This window comes from Herbiconiux sp. FW305-C-125 (assembly GCF_058783455.1).
The window spans coordinates 26,220-41,332 of record NZ_JBYSYO010000002.1 but is presented as its reverse complement, the minus strand read 5'-3'; the positions used below and the strand labels follow the sequence as shown (position 1 = coordinate 41,332).

Sequence of the window (15,113 nt, the reverse complement as noted above, 5' to 3'; positions counted from 1 at the left end):
AAGGATTTGCTTACATGCCAGCTACGGATCAGTTGAGCCTCGTGTTCGGCGCACTCGCCGACCCGACGCGCCGCGACATCCTGAGCCGGCTGCGCTCGGAGCCGCGCACCGTGGGCGAGCTCGCGGCGAACTACGCCATCAGCCGGCCCGCCGTCTCGCAGCACCTCGCCGTGCTCGAGGGCGCCGGGCTGATCGTGCGCACCGCGAATGCGCAGTGGCGTGAGTGCAGCATCCGCGAGGCCGGGCTGAACGACGCAGCCGAGTGGGTGGAGCGGCACCGGGCCGAATGGGGCGAGCGCCTCGACTTCTTGGGCGAACACCTCCGGAACCGGCGGGCCGGCGGCACGAGCACGACCTGACCTGACAACGACACGAAAGGACGAGCGATGATCGACATGAACAAGGGATTCACGCTGACCCGGGAGTACGACGCCACGCCCGAGGAGATCTGGCAGGCGTGGCTCGATCCCGATCAGGTGGCGGTGTGGTGGCACCCGGCGGGCCTCCGCACACCGCGTGATTCGGTGTCGATCGACGCGCGGGTCGGCGGGCGGTATCGCTACACGATGGTCGACGACAGCACCGGTAAGTCGTATCCCACCGGCGGGGAGTACCGCGAGCTGGTGGCGAACGAGCGGCTCGTCTTCACCTGGGGCGGCGTCGACGACGACTCCGACGACCAGGCGCTCGTCACCATCACCATCGAGTCGCTCGGCGAGCTCACCCGGCTCACCTTCGACCTCCGCGGTTTTGAGGGCATGGCCGGCGACGGAAACGTCTACGACGGCTGGGAGAGCGCGCTCGACGAACTCGCCGAGCACCTCGGGCAGACGGCGGTCGCGGGGTGAACACCGCCGACGTGCTGGCGCTGCTGAACGACGATCCGTTCGCGCAGGAGCTCCTCGGCAGCCGCATCCCCGCCCGGCTCGCCTATGTCGCGCTCGACGGAACGCCACGGGCCATCCCGGTGGCGTACCAGTTCACCGGCACGGAGTTCGTGATCGCGACGCCCGACATCGCGCCGAAGGTGGCTGCACTGCAGGCGAATCCGGCGGTCGCGCTCACCATCGACACCGAGACGCAGCCGCCCCTGGCCCTGCTCGTGCGCGGGTCGGCGGCGGTGACGTTCGTCGACGGTGTGGTGCCGGAGTTCTTCGAGGCGAATCGGCGGATGATCCCGGCCGAGATGTGGGACGGCTTCGAGCAGCAGGTGACGGCGTTGTACGACCGGATGGCCCGGATCGCGATCACACCCACCTGGGCGAAGATGCTCGACTTCCAGACCCGGGCACCGGAGACGGTGATGAAGCTCGCGGCGGCGAAGGGCTTCGGGCCGGCCTGATGCGTGCCTGGCCTGACGCGCCCGCGGCCGGCGGTCAGTCGACGAGGGCGCGGAGGTAGCCGGCGAAGCCGCCCGGGGTGCGGCCGTCGACCCGGCCGGAGGTCTGCACCAGCGAGAACGGGAGGTCGAGCACGGCAGCCCCGTTCGCCTCGGCGGCCTGCACGAGCGCTACGTCCTCCCCCACCCGCACCCCCGGGAATCCGCCGGCCGCACGGTAGACATCGCCGCGGATGCCGAGGTTCGCGCCGTAGACGTGCCGCCGGTCGCCCGTGTGCTCACGCCGCCACGCCAACAGGGCCGCGGGGTCGAGGTCGGCGGCCTTGGGCTCCGCACGCCCCACCACGAGCTCGGCGCCGGCTCGCGCGGCAGCGAGGTGATCGAGCAGCCACCGTTCGGGCACCTCGGTGTCGGCATCGGTGTTGGCGATCCACGATCGTTCGTGCGCACTCGGGGTGACGGAGGCGCCGAGCAGCCGCTCGACCCCCGCTCGGCGCGCCAGCCCGACGTTCGCGACGTCGACCTCGAGCACCTCGATCGCGCTGCCGAAGGTGCGGGCGATCCCGAGCGAACCGTCGACGCAGGCATCCAGCACCAACACCACGCGCACTCGTCCCGCCCGCGCCCACTCGGGTTCGGCCCGCACCAGAGCGGCCCGCGCCGTGAGCACCGCGTCGAGCGCCGCTCCGAGCAGCACTTCTTCGTCGCGCGCCGGCAGCACGACCCCGATCGACTCGATCACACGATCCCCTCCCGCCGCGCCACCGACTCCCCCGGTGCGCGCACCAGCACGTCGAGCACGAAGTCCTCCTCGAGGTGCCGCGCCAGCCGTGCGAACTCGCCACGCTCGGCGAAGGCCGCATGCACCGCGTCGCCGTCGGCCGCGCGCCCGGCCACCGGATGCCGCCAGTGACAGAGCACCACCGCGCCCCGCGGGGTCAGCGACCCGAGGATGCGTTCGATCAAGCCGGTGAGATCAGGCGGGTCGAGGTAGTACCCCACCTCCGAGACGACGACGAGATCGAACCCGCCGTCGGGCCACTCGGCGGGCACGTGCATCCGTTCGAACGTCGCTCGGGGCAGATCGGCGTTGCGCTCACGAGCACGGTCCACCGCGATGGGCGACACGTCGACGCCGAGCAGCCGGCCGGATGCGCGTGCCGCCAGCTCCCGCGACAACACCCCCGTCGATGAGCCGACCTCGAGCACGGCGGCGTAGGCGCGATCCGGTAGCGAGGCGAGCAGCACCGCTCGTTTGCGCTCCTCGTACCAACGGGACTCGAAGCCCCACGGGTCGTCCGAGCGCTCGTGCAGGCCGTCGAAGTAGGCGGTGGCGACGCCGTCGTCGTCGAGCGCCGCCGGGGCGACATCGGTCGGGGCCGCCGCCGGGCGCACCGCGCGCGCGGCGCCCGCAGCGGCTCCTGTGGCGGCGACGGTGTCGACGAGCACGAACGCCTCGAGCGGCCGCGCGAAATGGGCGAGCATGGCCGGGTGCAGCAGCGCCTCCTCGCCCGGGCCGTCGCCGAGCGGCAGCACTTGGCTCCGGTGCAGAGCGACAGCGTGTGCCTTGCGGTCGCGGGTGGCGTCGTCGAGGGGCAGCACCGTCAGGTCTCCCCACGGCACGGCCGGGTCGTCGGGCGCCGCCCAGTGCCACAGCCAGATCGGGTACTCGTAGACCCTCAGCCCGGCTCGCGCGGCCACGGTGCGCGCAGCATCCGACGCGCCGGCGTGGTCGGGGTGACGATCCCCGGCCCAGGGCGCGACGAGCACCGTTCCGGCCGCAGCGCCCGCGCCGACCGCGTCGGTCAGCGCGACCTCCAGCGCCGGGCGGTGGGTGGCGAGGTCGCCATCGGGCAGGCGGAGGAACCGCACGCTCGCGCCGGGGTCGACCGCCGCGACCGCGGCCCGGGTCTCCTCCTCGCGCCGACCGGCCAGCATCCTGCCGTCGACCGCGGCATCGGGGTGCGATCGTTCTCCGGACGTGGCCACGAGCACGGTCGCGCGGGCACCCGCGGCGCCGGCGCGGGCGAGCAGGCCGGCGGCACCGAGGGTCTCGTCGTCGGGATGCGCCGCGACCACGATGAGGTGGTCCAGCGTCTCGAAGAACGCCGCGTCGAGCGGGGCGAAGGAGGGCATCCGGTCGTCGAACGCGCTCTGCCACGCCGACTCGGGCGTTCCCTCGTCGTGATGGGTGAACGAGGCCGGCGTCATCGGAGTTCGCCCAGCAACAGGCGACCGGCACGGGCCTCGTCGCGATCACCGTGATCCTGCAGCAGGTACAGCGAGAGGTCGGCGACGCGCGCCGCGTAGGCCGGGTCGAGCGCCTGGGGAGCCGGCCCGAGCGCGTGCGCCGCCGCCTGCAGCACCTCCTCGCAGGCACGCCGCACCACCGAGCGTGTCAGCTGGGCGAGCACGGCCCGCTCGTCCGCACCAGCCGAGCCGTCATCGCCCGCACCCCGCTCGCGGGCCGGTGCGCCGGCACCGGCGGGGACGTGTGCCGGCCGAGTGGGGTCGACGCCTCCGATCGACCTTGGCAGAGCCTCGTCGACGCCGTCGGTCGAAGCGCGCAGCGCCGCGTCGACGCCGCCGGTCGCCATGGGCACAGTCGCGTCGATCGTGCGGGCCGCCGCGGCGAGAGCGGCGCGCGCCGCTGCCAGCGAGGTCGCGACCCGGCCGGCGTGCAGCTCGGCGAGCTCCCCGCCACGCTGCGCAGCCGTCTCGTGCACCCGGCGCGCCACGCCGACGGCCCCACCGAACCAGGCCGCCGCCACCCCGATGCCGCCCCATTCGAACCCGGGCCGCTCCAAGTACCAGCCGGGCTCCCCGACCGGCACGGCCGGTACCTCGGCGAAGTCGGTCGGTCCGCTCGGCACGGCCGGGAACCCGCGCGCCACCCACGCCTCCGGATGCGCGGTCACCCCGTCGCCCTGCAGCGCCACGGCGAACAACCGACGCGACGACCCGACGTGTGCGGTCACCAGCGCGTGACTCAGCGCACCCGCGAGCGAGCACCACGGCTTGGTGCCGTCCAGCCGCCAGCCGTCGCGCACCTGGGTCGCCGCCAGCCGCACGCCGGGCCCTTCGGCCGCGAAGACGCCCCAGGTGCTCTCCCCCGTCGCGTCGACCCGGGCGAGCTGCACCGGCACCGGACACTCGGCCAGGATGGCCAGCGCATCCAGGTGCGGCTCCATCACCCGCGCCACCGTCACATCGGCGGCGGCCAGCGTCGCCAGCACCTCGAAGTATCCGGCCGTCGCTCCGGCACCGGGGCGCAGACCCGAACGCCCGAGCTCACAGGCTAACTCGAGGCTCGCCCCGATATCCCCTGCGGCCGCCTCGGCCCGCTCGAACAGCACGTCGAGCCCCGGATCACGCCCCCAGAGGGAGATTCCGTCAAGGGTGACCGCGCGCGACATCCAGCTCCATCCGTCGCCCTTCATTCTGGACACGGTCTGCCGCCACGCCCAACCCCGGAAGCCGCCGAATCCCGTCAGTCGTGCAGGATGCGCTGGAACAGCAGGTGGTCCTGCCAGCGCCCCGCGATCCTGAGGTACCGCGGCGCAGCACCGATCGGCTCGAACCCGTTGTGCCGCAGCACCGCCTGCGACGCCGCGTTCTCGGGCAGCGTCGCCGCTTCGACGCGGTGCAGGCCGAGCTCGTCGCGCGCCAGCCGCAGTGTCTCGGCGACCGCCGCGGTCATGATGCCGCGCCCGGCGAGGGCCGCATCGACCCAGTAGCCGAGCGAGGCGCTCTCGAAGGCGCCGCGGGTGATGCCCGAGAGGGTCAGCCGACCGACGACGGCGTCTCCGGTCGCGAGCACGAGCGGCAGCACGACGCCGGCCACACAGGCCTGCAGGGCGCGATCGATCTCGAGGGTCTGGCCCTCGGCGGTGAAGAAGCCCGCGGGGCGCACCGGGTCCCAGTGCGCGAGGTGCTCGCGATTGCGCTCGAACGCGGCGGCGAGGGCATCCGCGTCGCCCGGCCGGAGCATCCGCAGCACCACCCCGTCGGCCACCACGAGTTCGCCGACCACGATCTGCACCACCATCCCAGGCTAGACCGCCGTGCCGACATCGTGCTTAGGCTGGATGGGTGGATGAACCGACGTCGCGCGATTCGCGGGTGAACGCCGCCCGCTACCGAGTGGAGCGCCTGGCGGCGGAGTTCGCCGCTGCTGAGGCCGGCGACGCGGCAGAGCCGTCCCGCCCCGACGGAGCCGCTGCAACGGTGGCAGCGGACGAGCACACGAACGACGCCGGCGCTCCCACGATGGAGCAGCGGGCGCAGTTCGTCGAGATCCAGATCGCGCAGGCCATGCGACGGGGCGACTTCGACGACCTTCCCGGCGCGGGCAAACCCCTGACGCACCTCACCGAGAGCTACGACCCGAACTGGTGGATCCGCCGCAAGATCGAACGCGAACGCCTCACCGGTCTCGGGCCGCCCGCCCTCACCTTGCGCACCGAGAACGCCGGCCTCGATGCGCGGCTCGACGCGACCGGCTCCGAGCACGCCGTCCGCGAGCTGCTCACCGACTTCAACCGGCGTGTGATCGAAGCGCGGCGGCAGCTGCAGGGCGGCCCGCCCGTGGTGACGCCCACCCGCGACGTCGACCTCGAGGTTGAGCGCTGGCACGAGCGGCGCGCCGCTCGCCGCCGCGCGGCGGACGAGGAGCGCGAGCGGGCGGCCGCCGCCTGGGCCGCGCTCTCCCGCCGCGAACGCCGCGCCGCGCGCCGGGCTCAGCGCAGGCCCGGCGTGACGGACCCGCCGGCACCCGGCCCGTAGCGAACCCACCGGCCCGGCCGCGCCCCGGCGCGGCCGCTCACCAGAGCCCCTGCGCCGCCAGTTCCCACCCGATCGACGGCGCGATGACCTCCGCGAACCGCGGCGTGAGATGCACCTCGTCGTACTTCGTCGGCACCGTGCCCGCGAACGCCGGGCACGCCCCGTTCGCGCAACTGAACGGCAGCGAGCTGATGACGTGGTCCCCGCTCGCGGCCGCCGCCGCCTCCGTCGCCGTCTGGAAGTCCTGCCACGCCTGATCGATGCCCACGGTGCAGTTCTGCGGTGTGGTCGCCGGCGAGTAGCACTGCCCGAGGGAGGCACCGAGCGGCGGAGGTGCGAGGTACACCAGCCGCCCCGGCACCCCGTACTTCGCGGTCTCGGTCGCGGTCGCGGCCACGATGTCGGCGGTGCTGAGCGGATGCCCGTCCGCGGCCTTGCCCAGCGCGTACGCGTTCGACACGACCACCAGCTGCGGGGCGTCATTCGCGATGCGCTCGGCGATGTCGTGCTTCCGCTGCGGGCACGCATCCATCACCCCGGCGCCGTCGTTCTGCATGAGCACGTCGGTGAACCGGCAGCCGTAGAGCCCCACCGTCGTCACCTTCCACTGCCCGTTGCTCGACTCGGCCAGGGCCTTGAACGCGGGCGCGTAGGAGAGCGCGGTGGAGTCGCCCACGAGGTAGAGGTGGTTCGGCGCGCCGCCGTCGCCCCAGGTGCACGAGCCGAAGTCGGGGGTGGCGCCGATGTCGAAGCACTGCCGCGCAGGATTGGTGCTCGAGGTGGCCGCGATGGCGTCGTCGAGCGAGGGCGACAGGTCGCCCGGCCACGAGGTCGCCGCGACCGCCGCCGCGAGCTGGGCCTGCAGCGCATCCTCGGGATTCGCCGCCGGAGCTCCGTCGTCCGGCCCCGACCCGGTGCCCGCACCGGCCGCGGAGCCCGCTTGCGCCGGCCCGCCCGCGGACGGCCCACCCCGGAGGGTCACCTGCGCCGTCACGACCACCGCCACCACGATCACCACGAGCCCCAGCCCCGACAGGATGAACTGCGCGCCGAAGCGCTCCCGCCACGCCTCCCACGACGCTTTCCGCACCGCCCGGTCGTCACCGGCCCCATCCGCGGCCCCATCACCGGCATCCGCACCGGCGAGCCAGGGCGACCGGTGCAGCGGCTGCTCCACCAGGAAGTACGACACCAGTGACACCGCGAGCGTGAGGCCGAGGATCAGCCCGGTGACGGTCGGCGTCTGCTGCGGCATCAGGAGCAGCAGGAACACGAGGATCGGGAAGTGCCAGAGATAGAGCGAGTACGACACAGTGCCGACGAACACGCTGACCGGGTTCACGAGCGGAACGAGGTGGCGCTGCGGCCCGCCCACGCCCGCCGCGATGACCAGGGCCGTCGCGAGCACCGGCAGCGCAGCACCCGGGCCGGGGAACGGCGTGCCGGGCGTGATGACGAAGAACGACAGCACGATGCCGCCGAGACCCAGCCACCCGCCCAGCACCCGGCCGGCGAGCGGCAGCCGGGCGAGGAGGGGCGCCGCCGTCGCCAGCAGCGCGCCGACGCCGAGCTCCCACACCCGCGTGAGCGTGGAGAAGTAGGCGACGGTCGGGCTCGTCGCCGTCTGCCAGAGCGCGAATGCGAACGACGCCGCGACGATCACCGCCAGCAGCACGCCCACCACGACCCGCAACCGGGTTCCGGATGCCCGGGCCGACCGCGCGGCGACCGCCACCACGACCAGCAGCAGCCACGGCCAGACGAGATAGAACTGTTCCTCCACCGACAGCGACCAGAAGTGCTGCAGTGGCGACACCGCATCCGTCGCATGGAAGTAGTCGGTGCCCTCGGCGGCGAACCGCCAGTTCGAGACGAACAGGAGCGACGAGACCGCGTCCCAGAGCGTCGTCATGGCGCGGGGCCGGTTGAAGAGGAAGAACCCGGCGACAGTCGTCGCGACCAGCACCACCACGGCGGCGGGCAGGATGCGGCGCATCCGTTTCGCGTAGAAGCGGCGCAGCGAGAGCCGGCCGTGCTGCTCCCGGTCGCGCAACAGCAGTCCGGTGATGAGGAAGCCGGAGATGACGAAGAACACGTCGACGCCCGCGAAACCGCCCGCCGGCCAGCCGATCACGTGGTTCAGGATGACGGCGATCACGGCAACCGCCCGCAACCCCTGCACATCGGCCCGGAACTGGCGGGCGGCCGGGGGCGGAGAACTCATCCGCCCGATCCTAGCGCGGCCCGGTGACCTCGGTCGTCGCGCGTGCCGCGGTCACCCCAGCGGCCCGGTAACCTGGATACGGGTGTGCCGGGAAGTCTGGTCGGCGGGCGGCGAGGTGCCGTTCTGATCCGTCGTCGAGCCGCGCAGCGGCAGCAAGGACCGCCATGTCACTCATCCGTTCGGAACGCGTCGCCGCCGTTCTCCTCCTGGCCGCCGCCGCGCTCGGCCTGCTCGCGGCCAACAGCCCGCTCGGCACCGCCTTGATGGGGTTGCAGGATGCGCACCTCGCCATCCCCGGAACCCCGCTCGACCTCTCGGTCGGTCACTGGATCAGCGACGGCCTGCTCGCCGTCTTCTTCTTCGTGGTGGCCGTGGAGCTGAAGAACGAGTTCACGGTGGGGCAGCTCAACTCCGTCTCCAAGGCGATCCGGCCCGCCATCGCGGCGCTCGGCGGCGTGCTCGTGCCCGCGCTGATCTACCTCGCGGTGACCGCGGGGTCGGGGTACGCCGGCGGCTGGCCCATCCCCACCGCCACCGACATCGCGTTCGCGCTCGGAGTGCTCGCGGTGTTCGGCAAGGGCATCCCGTCCCGGTTGCGCATCTTCATCCTGGCGCTCGCCATCCTCGACGACATCGTGGCCATCCTCATCATCGCGGTGTTCTTCACCGCCGACCCGAACCTGCTGATGCTGCTGTTCGCCGCAGTCGGCGTCGTCGTGTTCGGTCTGCTCAGCCGCCTTCTCGGCTCGCGCTTCCGGGTGCTGGTGGCCGTCGCCATGGTCGCGGTCGCCCTCGTGACGTGGTCGCTGGTCTACCTCTCCGGGGTGCACGCGACCATCGCGGGCGTCGCGCTCGGGCTCGTCATGGTGCGGAAGCCCGCCCTCCGGGTTCGGCACGTCCTCGAGCCGGTGACCAACGGCGCCATCCTGCCGCTGTTCGCGTTCTCGGCCGCGTTGGTCGCCATCCCCGCGGTCTCGCCGAGCCAACTCGCGGCGCCGTTCTGGGGCATCCTCATCGCGCTGCCCGTCGGCAAGCTGATCGGCATCACCGTCGGCGGGTGGCTCTCGCAATTCGCCGGCCCCCGCGGGCAGCGCCCGCATCTGACCCTGCAGGGGCTCGTCACGGCCGGAGCGCTCGGCGGAGTGGGCTTCACGGTCTCGCTGCTGATGAACGAGCTGGCGTTCGCGAACTCGCCGGAGGTGGCCGACGAGGGAACGCTGGCCGTGCTGCTGGGCTCAGCCGTGTCGATCGTGGTGGCCGGCATCCTGGTCTCCCGCCTTGCCGCGTACTACCGCCGGTTGCGGCAGCTCCGCCTCGCAGCGGAGCAGAACCTCGGGCGTCAGCCGGGAACGTCCCCGGCGGTCTGACGCCGCCGCCTGCGGTCGCGAAAGGCCGAGACGAACATCCACCCGGCGTAGGCGAACAGCCCGCCGACGACCACGGGAACGATGAACGGGCGCCACTGTCCGTTCACGGAGTTGTTGAGCCAGCCCAGCAGCGGAATGCTGTACCAGAGCACGCCCACGACCTGGACCTCCTGCACGGGCGCCTCGTCGGGCAGATCGTTGTTGTCGCCCTTCGTGCGGAACGTGGTCGAACCGTCGGTCGAGATGGTCTTCTCGATCACCCGGTGGCTGACCACCGCTGGCTTGCCGGATTCGAGCTGATAGGTCACGACGTCCCCCACCCTGATCTCGTCCGCCGGCACCGGGTGCGTGACGATCAGCGTCCCGGGCGGCAGGCCCGGCTCCATGGATGCGGTGAGTACCGTGAACGGCCGACCGCCGACCAGGGCGGGCAGCGCGATGGTGAGCACTGCCAGCGCGACGACGAGCACCAGAGCCGCCGCGCTCAGCGCTACACCCAGATAGTGCAGCAAGGTCCTCTCCCGCTCCGGCGCGGCACGGCGGCCGCGACCGGCCGACGGCGACGACGTGCTCATCGCCCGGCCTTCGCCCGGCGCCGGGCATGACGCCGGGCGAGCACCACCAGCGTGGCGAGACCCGCCACGACGGCCGACCCGCCGACGATCAGCGGGGTCACGACGAGCGACCCGGTGTCGGCCATCCGGTCGCTAGCCTCGCCCGGCTCGCCCGGTGCAACGGCTGGCGCACCGGGGACGACTGTGCCGGACGAGCAGTCGGCGGTGTCGGTGGCCGGCTCGGCCGGATCGCGCAAGGCCACCACGAAATCGAGACCGCCGGAGTCGCCCGCTCCCTCCCGACCGGTCACCGCGGATGGGAACGCGACCGTGACGACGACCGCGGCGCTCTCTCCCGGCTGCAGCACCGGGCCGCGCAGGAGGAGCACGCAGTCGCCCGTGTCCGCCAGCGCAATCGGCTGCGGCGGCGTCGACCCTGCAGCCGTGGCGGAGACCGTGATCGCCCCTGCGAACGCGGCACCGGACCACCAGCCGCCGGTGCCGGACAGCCGGAGCACACCCGGGATGTCGCCGGCGTTGCGCACCCACAGCGTCACCGGCTCGCGGTCACCCGGCACCAGCGTCGGCAACTGCGCGAACAGGGGTGCGCCGAGCTCCTCGCCGTAGCTCCGGCCGTCAGCACTCACCTGCACGGCCGACTCGCGGGCCGTGTGCACGGTCGCAGCCGCGACGGGCGCTGCGCCCAGGGCGAGGGCGCCGAGGGCGAGTGCCAACAGGCCGACCGCGCGCCACCGTGACCGGCCGTGCATCCGCGCGACGCTCATCACGCCGGGCACTTCACCTGCAACACGGTCGCGACCAGCGAGTAGCGCAGGGCGACCGATGTGCCCGCCGAGGTCGTGCCGTAGACCGAATCCTGGGCCTGCACGAGCACGTTCACGGTGCCCGGCCCCAGCACGCTGCCGAGGCCCAGCTCGAGACCGTTCACCGTCACCGAGGTGGCCGTCGTGGAGGCCTTGACCACCGCACCGCTCGACGCCAGCACCACGCGGTAGCTGGTCGCCCCGCTCACCGCCGGCCACGACAGGGTGACCACGCCGGTGGAGAGCCCCGAGCCGTCGACGCACCCGACCGGCGCCGGATCCGGCACGCGATAGACGGTTTGGGTGAAGACCCCTGGGGCGGGCGTGGCGACCCAGTTCGTGCCGACCCGGCCGGTGAACGTGAACGTCGACGTCACGCTCTGCCCCTGCGAACCCGCGACGGTGGTGCTGAGCCGAGTGGCGACGCACAGGGTCGCGGCGCTGCCCGCGGCAACGGCGGCGAACGCGTCCGGCAAGGCCGGCACCGAGGCGAGCGTGCCGACCGTGGTTCCCGAACCCGGAATCGAAGCCGCGCAGGCCCCGGCAGCGCCGAGCCAGAAGGTCACGGCCACGTTGGGGGCGAGGGTGTTGCCCGTCACGCCGGTCACCGCGAGCGTGACGGCAAGCGGTGTCGTCCCGGTGTTGCTGACGACGAGCGGCGCGATGAACGGGGTGGATGCGGCGCCCGCCCCGGTGAAGAGGTACTGCTTCTGCAAGCCGGATGCGCCGCTCAGGGTCGCGTTCGCCGAAGCCGCGGTCACCGTCGCGCCGAGCGGCACCCCAGCTGCGGTCCAGTAGGCGCCCGCCGCCGTTCCGGTCACGGCGACGAGGAGGGTCGCAATGAAGACGCCGAGCGGAAACCGCCAGGGGCTTGCAGTACGGCTGCGGCTGCGAGCGTTCACGCCACCTGCCTCCCGTCGAGCGTCACGGTGAAGGCCGGCCCGGACTGCCCGTTGGCGCTTGCCGGTGCCGCCAGCGGCAGGGCGACGCTCACGCAGATCACGGCGGTCGCTCCCGGCGCCACGGTGAGCGCGAGTTCGGCGGGCGTCACCGCGGCGAAGGTGGCCGTCCAGGCCGGACTGAAGCCGGCTGAACAGGCGCCTGCCGTGCTGCCGGGAGCCACGCCCACGACGACCGCCGCGGTGAACGCGTTCGCGGTCGAGCCGAGAGAGAGCCCTGCCACGCGCACACGGAGCGGCACCGACCCGGAGTTCGTGACGGCGCCCGACCCGCTGACGGTCTGGCCGGGATACAGCGGCGTGGCGGGCAGGGCGAGCGCCGAACTGACCGTGAGCATCGCAGAGCCGCTCACCACGGTCGCGCCGGCCGATTGGGCGGTCGACGTCAGATAGGCGTAGGTGCCCCCAGCGCCCACGGTGGCGAGCACGACCGCGGCGGCCGTCCCGAGCGCGAGAGCGAGCATCCGCCGACCCGGATGACCGTGGGCGTGACGCAGACGGTGACGCGCTCGGGAGCGGGGATGCCTCCCGGACGCGCCGCCGCCCTGCTCCGCGATCACTGGGTCTGGGTGAGGGTGACCGCGAGGTTGCTGAGATTCACCGAACCGAGCTTGGCGTCGTTCTCGGCGCCGGCGACCGCGCCGAACGGGAACTCCAGGGTGACTGTGACGGTCACGACCTGGTTCACGCCGGTCGTGCCGGCCACCACGGTGTAGGTGGGGCTGGTGCCCGTGATGCCGGTGCCCGAGGCGTCGAGCACGGCGTTGTCGTCGAGGTAGCCGGCGAGTGCCACGTCGGCGGCGTTGCCGGCGTCGGCCGGCGCGATCGAGCCGCCGGCGAGACCGAGCGTGGCCTCGAGGTTGTCGCCCACGGCGGTGACCGTGAGGTCGTCGGTGTAGGTGAGGGTGTCGCCCGGCACGATCCGGTAGCTGGCGGGGTTGATCACCGTGTCGTTCTGGTCGGTCCAGACCCCGGCTCCGCCGGTGTTCTCGACCAGCAGGTTTCCGGCCGTGACGGTCCCGCCCGCCACGCCGGCGGTCGAGTTCCAGAAGGCGAAGGTGCCGGCGCCCCCGAGCAGCAGGACGACGCCTGCTGCCCCGGCGATCGCGCCTTTGGCGAGCTTGTTCATGAAGGTTCCTTTCGAGCGCGGTCCCCCGGCGCACTGAGCGACCCGTGATCGCGAGAGTTGACGGTGCAGGTGGTGCAGCCGTCCTCGATCGGCGATCCCGCCCCCATTGGCGTCGTGACCCCCGCACCAGACGGTGCCATCCGAGTGTGGGTGGCCGTCCGGTGGCGCGACACCGATCCGCGCCGATCTGGCGCGGACGTGACGCAAGCTGTCGCCGAGGTGATCAGCGCACGGTCAGAGGGCCGATCTCAGCGCGCGACGCGCGTCCTCCGCCAGGTTCAGGGCGCGCCGCGCCTGGTCGAGCGAACGCTGATACAGCACGCCATAGGTGAACGAGCTCTCACCCGCCGCTTCGGCGCGCCGCGAGGTGAGCAGCATGTACTCGGCGAAGAGCGCGGCGTCGCGGTGCCAGCCCAGCGCATCCTGCAGCTCTTCAGCGGCGTCTCCGACAGCCTCGGCGTGCGCACCCAGCACACCGGCACCGCCATGGGTCGAGAACTCGGCGGCGTACCGCAGGCGGCGGGCCGCCTTGCGCGACTCATGCAGGGCACCGAGCGTGCCGGCGGCCGACACGATGTCCGGCCCCAGTGCCTGGCGGGCCTCCCGGCCCTTCACCGAGCGCGCCAGGGCGCGTTTGCCTGCCCTGCGCAAGGCTCGGCGAGCCTCCTTCTTGGGAGTCTGCCGCGCATCCGTCGCGGCCGGCGCGGCACCGACGAAGCCGTCCAGGCTGTCGAGCAGGCGGTAGTAGGTCGAGGCCGACATGACCGTGAGCAGACGCGCGTGGGCCTCGTCGTGCTCGGCTTGGGTGTCGTCGACCAGGCGGCGTCGGGCATCCGGATCGTCGATCCCCCGTTCCGACTCGAGCTCGTCGAGCGCGTACGTGGCCCAGTCGCGCCGTACTTCGAGCTCTCGCACCTCGCCGAGCACACCGCCGAAGCGGGACAGGGCCGCGCGCAGGTGCTCGACCGCCTCCGGGTCGAACAAGCCGCGATGGGTCGACAGGATGCTCCGCAACCGCCGCACCGTGACGCGGAGTTGGTGCACGGCGTCGGGCTGGTCGGCCCGAACCGCGGGGTCGAGGTCGATCACCCGTGCCGCGAGCTCGGCGACACCCTCGAGCACGCGCGCTGCGGCGGGCGACCCGCTACGGTGCGGCTCGGTCTCGCTCGTCGCCGGCGCGCCCAGACCCGTTCGGCCCACCGCCTGCGCGAGCTTGGACACGCTCGGCGACACGGTCGCCCCGGCCGCGAGCAGACGCGCCTCGACCTCGTCGAGGAAAGCGGCGCGGGCATCCGCCGTCGCCGGTGCCGCGGAGCCGAGCTCCACCTCCCATTCGCGCCAGACGCGAACGGTGCCCTCCCGGGCATCCGTGGCGGTCACCGTGTCGTCGGCGACCTCGGCCACCACCGCACCGGCTTCGTCGAGCAGGTTCGTCACGCGGCGGGTCGTCGACACCCGCGCCAATGGGGTGAGCGGGTGGTCGCGCACGTGCACGCGGACGGGCGCCAGCACCTCGGCGGGCACGGAATCGTCGGCGGTGAGGGGCCACTGCAGCTCGGTGCGGCCTTCGGCAGCGGGAAGTTTGAGGTGCCAGCCCTCGTCATGGCCGCCCGCGCGACGGCGCAACGCGATGCGCTGACGCGCGAGCGAGGCCTCGGCCGTGTCGAAGTAGGTCGCCTCGAGCTGTACCGCGTCGAGCGACTCGGCCGAGACGACCGGCGAACCCGTCGTCGCCCCCACCCCGATGAGGTCGGGCAGGGGAAGCGCCTCCCCCACCGCGTACTTGCGCTCGATCTCGGTCTGCTCGGTGTGGGTCTGCTCGGCGTGGCCGGCCGGCCCGGTGGTGGCGGATTCGTTCTGGCCCATGGTCTCGGTCTATCTCTTCCCGGCGAGTTCCGCTCGCCGCCGGTGCGATTCGGAGGACACTGGCAC

At 72.9% G+C, this 15,113-nt stretch carries 16 protein-coding genes; 5 read left to right on the top strand and 11 right to left on the bottom strand.

The features are described 5' to 3' along the window. The first annotated feature begins 14 nt into the window (after positions 1-14). The 3 genes from AC3WLB_RS07560 to AC3WLB_RS07550 are packed head-to-tail and all read left to right on the top strand — an operon-like array spanning position 15 to position 1,342. On the top strand, positions 15-359 hold the full coding sequence (locus AC3WLB_RS07560) for an ArsR/SmtB family transcription factor (protein ID WP_492504779.1): 345 nt from the start codon (positions 15-17) through the stop codon (positions 357-359). Positions 360-386: 27 nt separating this feature from the next. Then, the gene (locus AC3WLB_RS07555; RefSeq protein ID WP_492504777.1) at positions 387-848 is read left to right on the top strand and encodes an SRPBCC family protein; all 462 of its coding nucleotides are present in this window, start codon (positions 387-389) and stop codon (positions 846-848) included. Next, entirely contained in the window at positions 845-1,342 is a 498-nt protein-coding gene (locus AC3WLB_RS07550) for a pyridoxamine 5'-phosphate oxidase family protein (RefSeq protein WP_492504775.1), read from the top strand. Before AC3WLB_RS07555 ends, AC3WLB_RS07550 begins: the two co-directional genes overlap by 4 nt. 34 nt (positions 1,343-1,376) lie before the next feature. Here AC3WLB_RS07550 and AC3WLB_RS07545 read toward each other — a convergent pair whose 3' ends face one another. From AC3WLB_RS07545 to AC3WLB_RS07530, 4 genes are read right to left on the bottom strand one after another with little or no spacing between them, the layout of a single operon-like run. Continuing rightward, positions 1,377-2,081: a glycosyltransferase family 2 protein gene (locus AC3WLB_RS07545; RefSeq protein ID WP_492504773.1), complete on the bottom strand. Its 705-nt coding sequence runs from the start codon at positions 2,079-2,081 to the stop codon at positions 1,377-1,379. After that, positions 2,078-3,550 (bottom strand): PIG-L family deacetylase, encoded by a 1,473-nt coding sequence (locus tag AC3WLB_RS07540; RefSeq protein WP_492504771.1) that lies wholly within the window; start codon positions 3,548-3,550, stop codon positions 2,078-2,080. The genes AC3WLB_RS07545 and AC3WLB_RS07540 overlap by 4 nt, the downstream gene beginning before the upstream one ends. Then, entirely contained in the window at positions 3,547-4,779 is a 1,233-nt protein-coding gene (locus AC3WLB_RS07535) for an acyl-CoA dehydrogenase family protein (protein WP_492504769.1), read from the bottom strand. The genes AC3WLB_RS07540 and AC3WLB_RS07535 overlap by 4 nt, the downstream gene beginning before the upstream one ends. A 50-nt stretch (positions 4,780-4,829) precedes the next feature. Further along, positions 4,830-5,384: a GNAT family N-acetyltransferase gene (locus AC3WLB_RS07530; RefSeq protein ID WP_492504767.1), complete on the bottom strand. Its 555-nt coding sequence runs from the start codon at positions 5,382-5,384 to the stop codon at positions 4,830-4,832. A 47-nt stretch (positions 5,385-5,431) separates the two neighbouring features. On the opposite strand from AC3WLB_RS07530, the gene AC3WLB_RS07525 reads away from it, so the two are divergent. Next, positions 5,432-6,124 (top strand): DnaJ family domain-containing protein, encoded by a 693-nt coding sequence (locus tag AC3WLB_RS07525; RefSeq protein WP_492504765.1) that lies wholly within the window; start codon positions 5,432-5,434, stop codon positions 6,122-6,124. Between the two features lie 37 nt (positions 6,125-6,161). On the opposite strand, the gene AC3WLB_RS07520 is transcribed toward AC3WLB_RS07525, so the two are convergent. After that, positions 6,162-8,348: an acyltransferase family protein gene (locus AC3WLB_RS07520; RefSeq protein ID WP_492504763.1), complete on the bottom strand. Its 2,187-nt coding sequence runs from the start codon at positions 8,346-8,348 to the stop codon at positions 6,162-6,164. A gap of 164 nt (positions 8,349-8,512) precedes the next feature. On the opposite strand from AC3WLB_RS07520, the gene AC3WLB_RS07515 reads away from it, so the two are divergent. After that, positions 8,513-9,715 (top strand): Na+/H+ antiporter NhaA, encoded by a 1,203-nt coding sequence (locus AC3WLB_RS07515; protein ID WP_022898852.1) that lies wholly within the window; start codon positions 8,513-8,515, stop codon positions 9,713-9,715. Here the strand turns inward: AC3WLB_RS07515 and AC3WLB_RS07510 are convergent. From AC3WLB_RS07510 to AC3WLB_RS07485, 6 genes are all read right to left on the bottom strand, one after another. Further along, the gene (locus tag AC3WLB_RS07510) at positions 9,688-10,290 is read right to left on the bottom strand and encodes a signal peptidase I (RefSeq protein ID WP_492504761.1); all 603 of its coding nucleotides are present in this window, start codon (positions 10,288-10,290) and stop codon (positions 9,688-9,690) included. The genes AC3WLB_RS07515 and AC3WLB_RS07510 overlap by 28 nt on opposite strands. Further along, complete coding sequence (locus tag AC3WLB_RS07505; protein ID WP_492504759.1) at positions 10,287-11,057, bottom strand: hypothetical protein; 771 nt, start codon at positions 11,055-11,057, stop codon at positions 10,287-10,289. Before AC3WLB_RS07505 ends, AC3WLB_RS07510 begins: the two co-directional genes overlap by 4 nt. Continuing rightward, positions 11,054-11,995 carry a hypothetical protein gene (locus AC3WLB_RS07500; protein ID WP_492504757.1) on the bottom strand — a complete coding sequence of 314 codons (942 nt, stop codon included), beginning with the start codon at positions 11,993-11,995 and terminating at the stop codon, positions 11,054-11,056. Before AC3WLB_RS07500 ends, AC3WLB_RS07505 begins: the two co-directional genes overlap by 4 nt. Further along, entirely contained in the window at positions 11,992-12,516 is a 525-nt protein-coding gene (locus tag AC3WLB_RS07495; RefSeq protein ID WP_492504755.1) for a hypothetical protein, read from the bottom strand. The genes AC3WLB_RS07500 and AC3WLB_RS07495 overlap by 4 nt, the downstream gene beginning before the upstream one ends. Before the next feature lie 92 nt (positions 12,517-12,608). Next, positions 12,609-13,181, bottom strand: a complete 573-nt coding sequence (locus AC3WLB_RS07490) for an alternate-type signal peptide domain-containing protein (RefSeq protein WP_492504753.1) — start codon at positions 13,179-13,181, stop codon at positions 12,609-12,611. 234 nt (positions 13,182-13,415) lie between these two features. After that, positions 13,416-15,047: a CYTH and CHAD domain-containing protein gene (locus tag AC3WLB_RS07485; RefSeq protein WP_492504751.1), complete on the bottom strand. Its 1,632-nt coding sequence runs from the start codon at positions 15,045-15,047 to the stop codon at positions 13,416-13,418. Between the last annotated feature and the right edge of the window lie 66 nt (positions 15,048-15,113).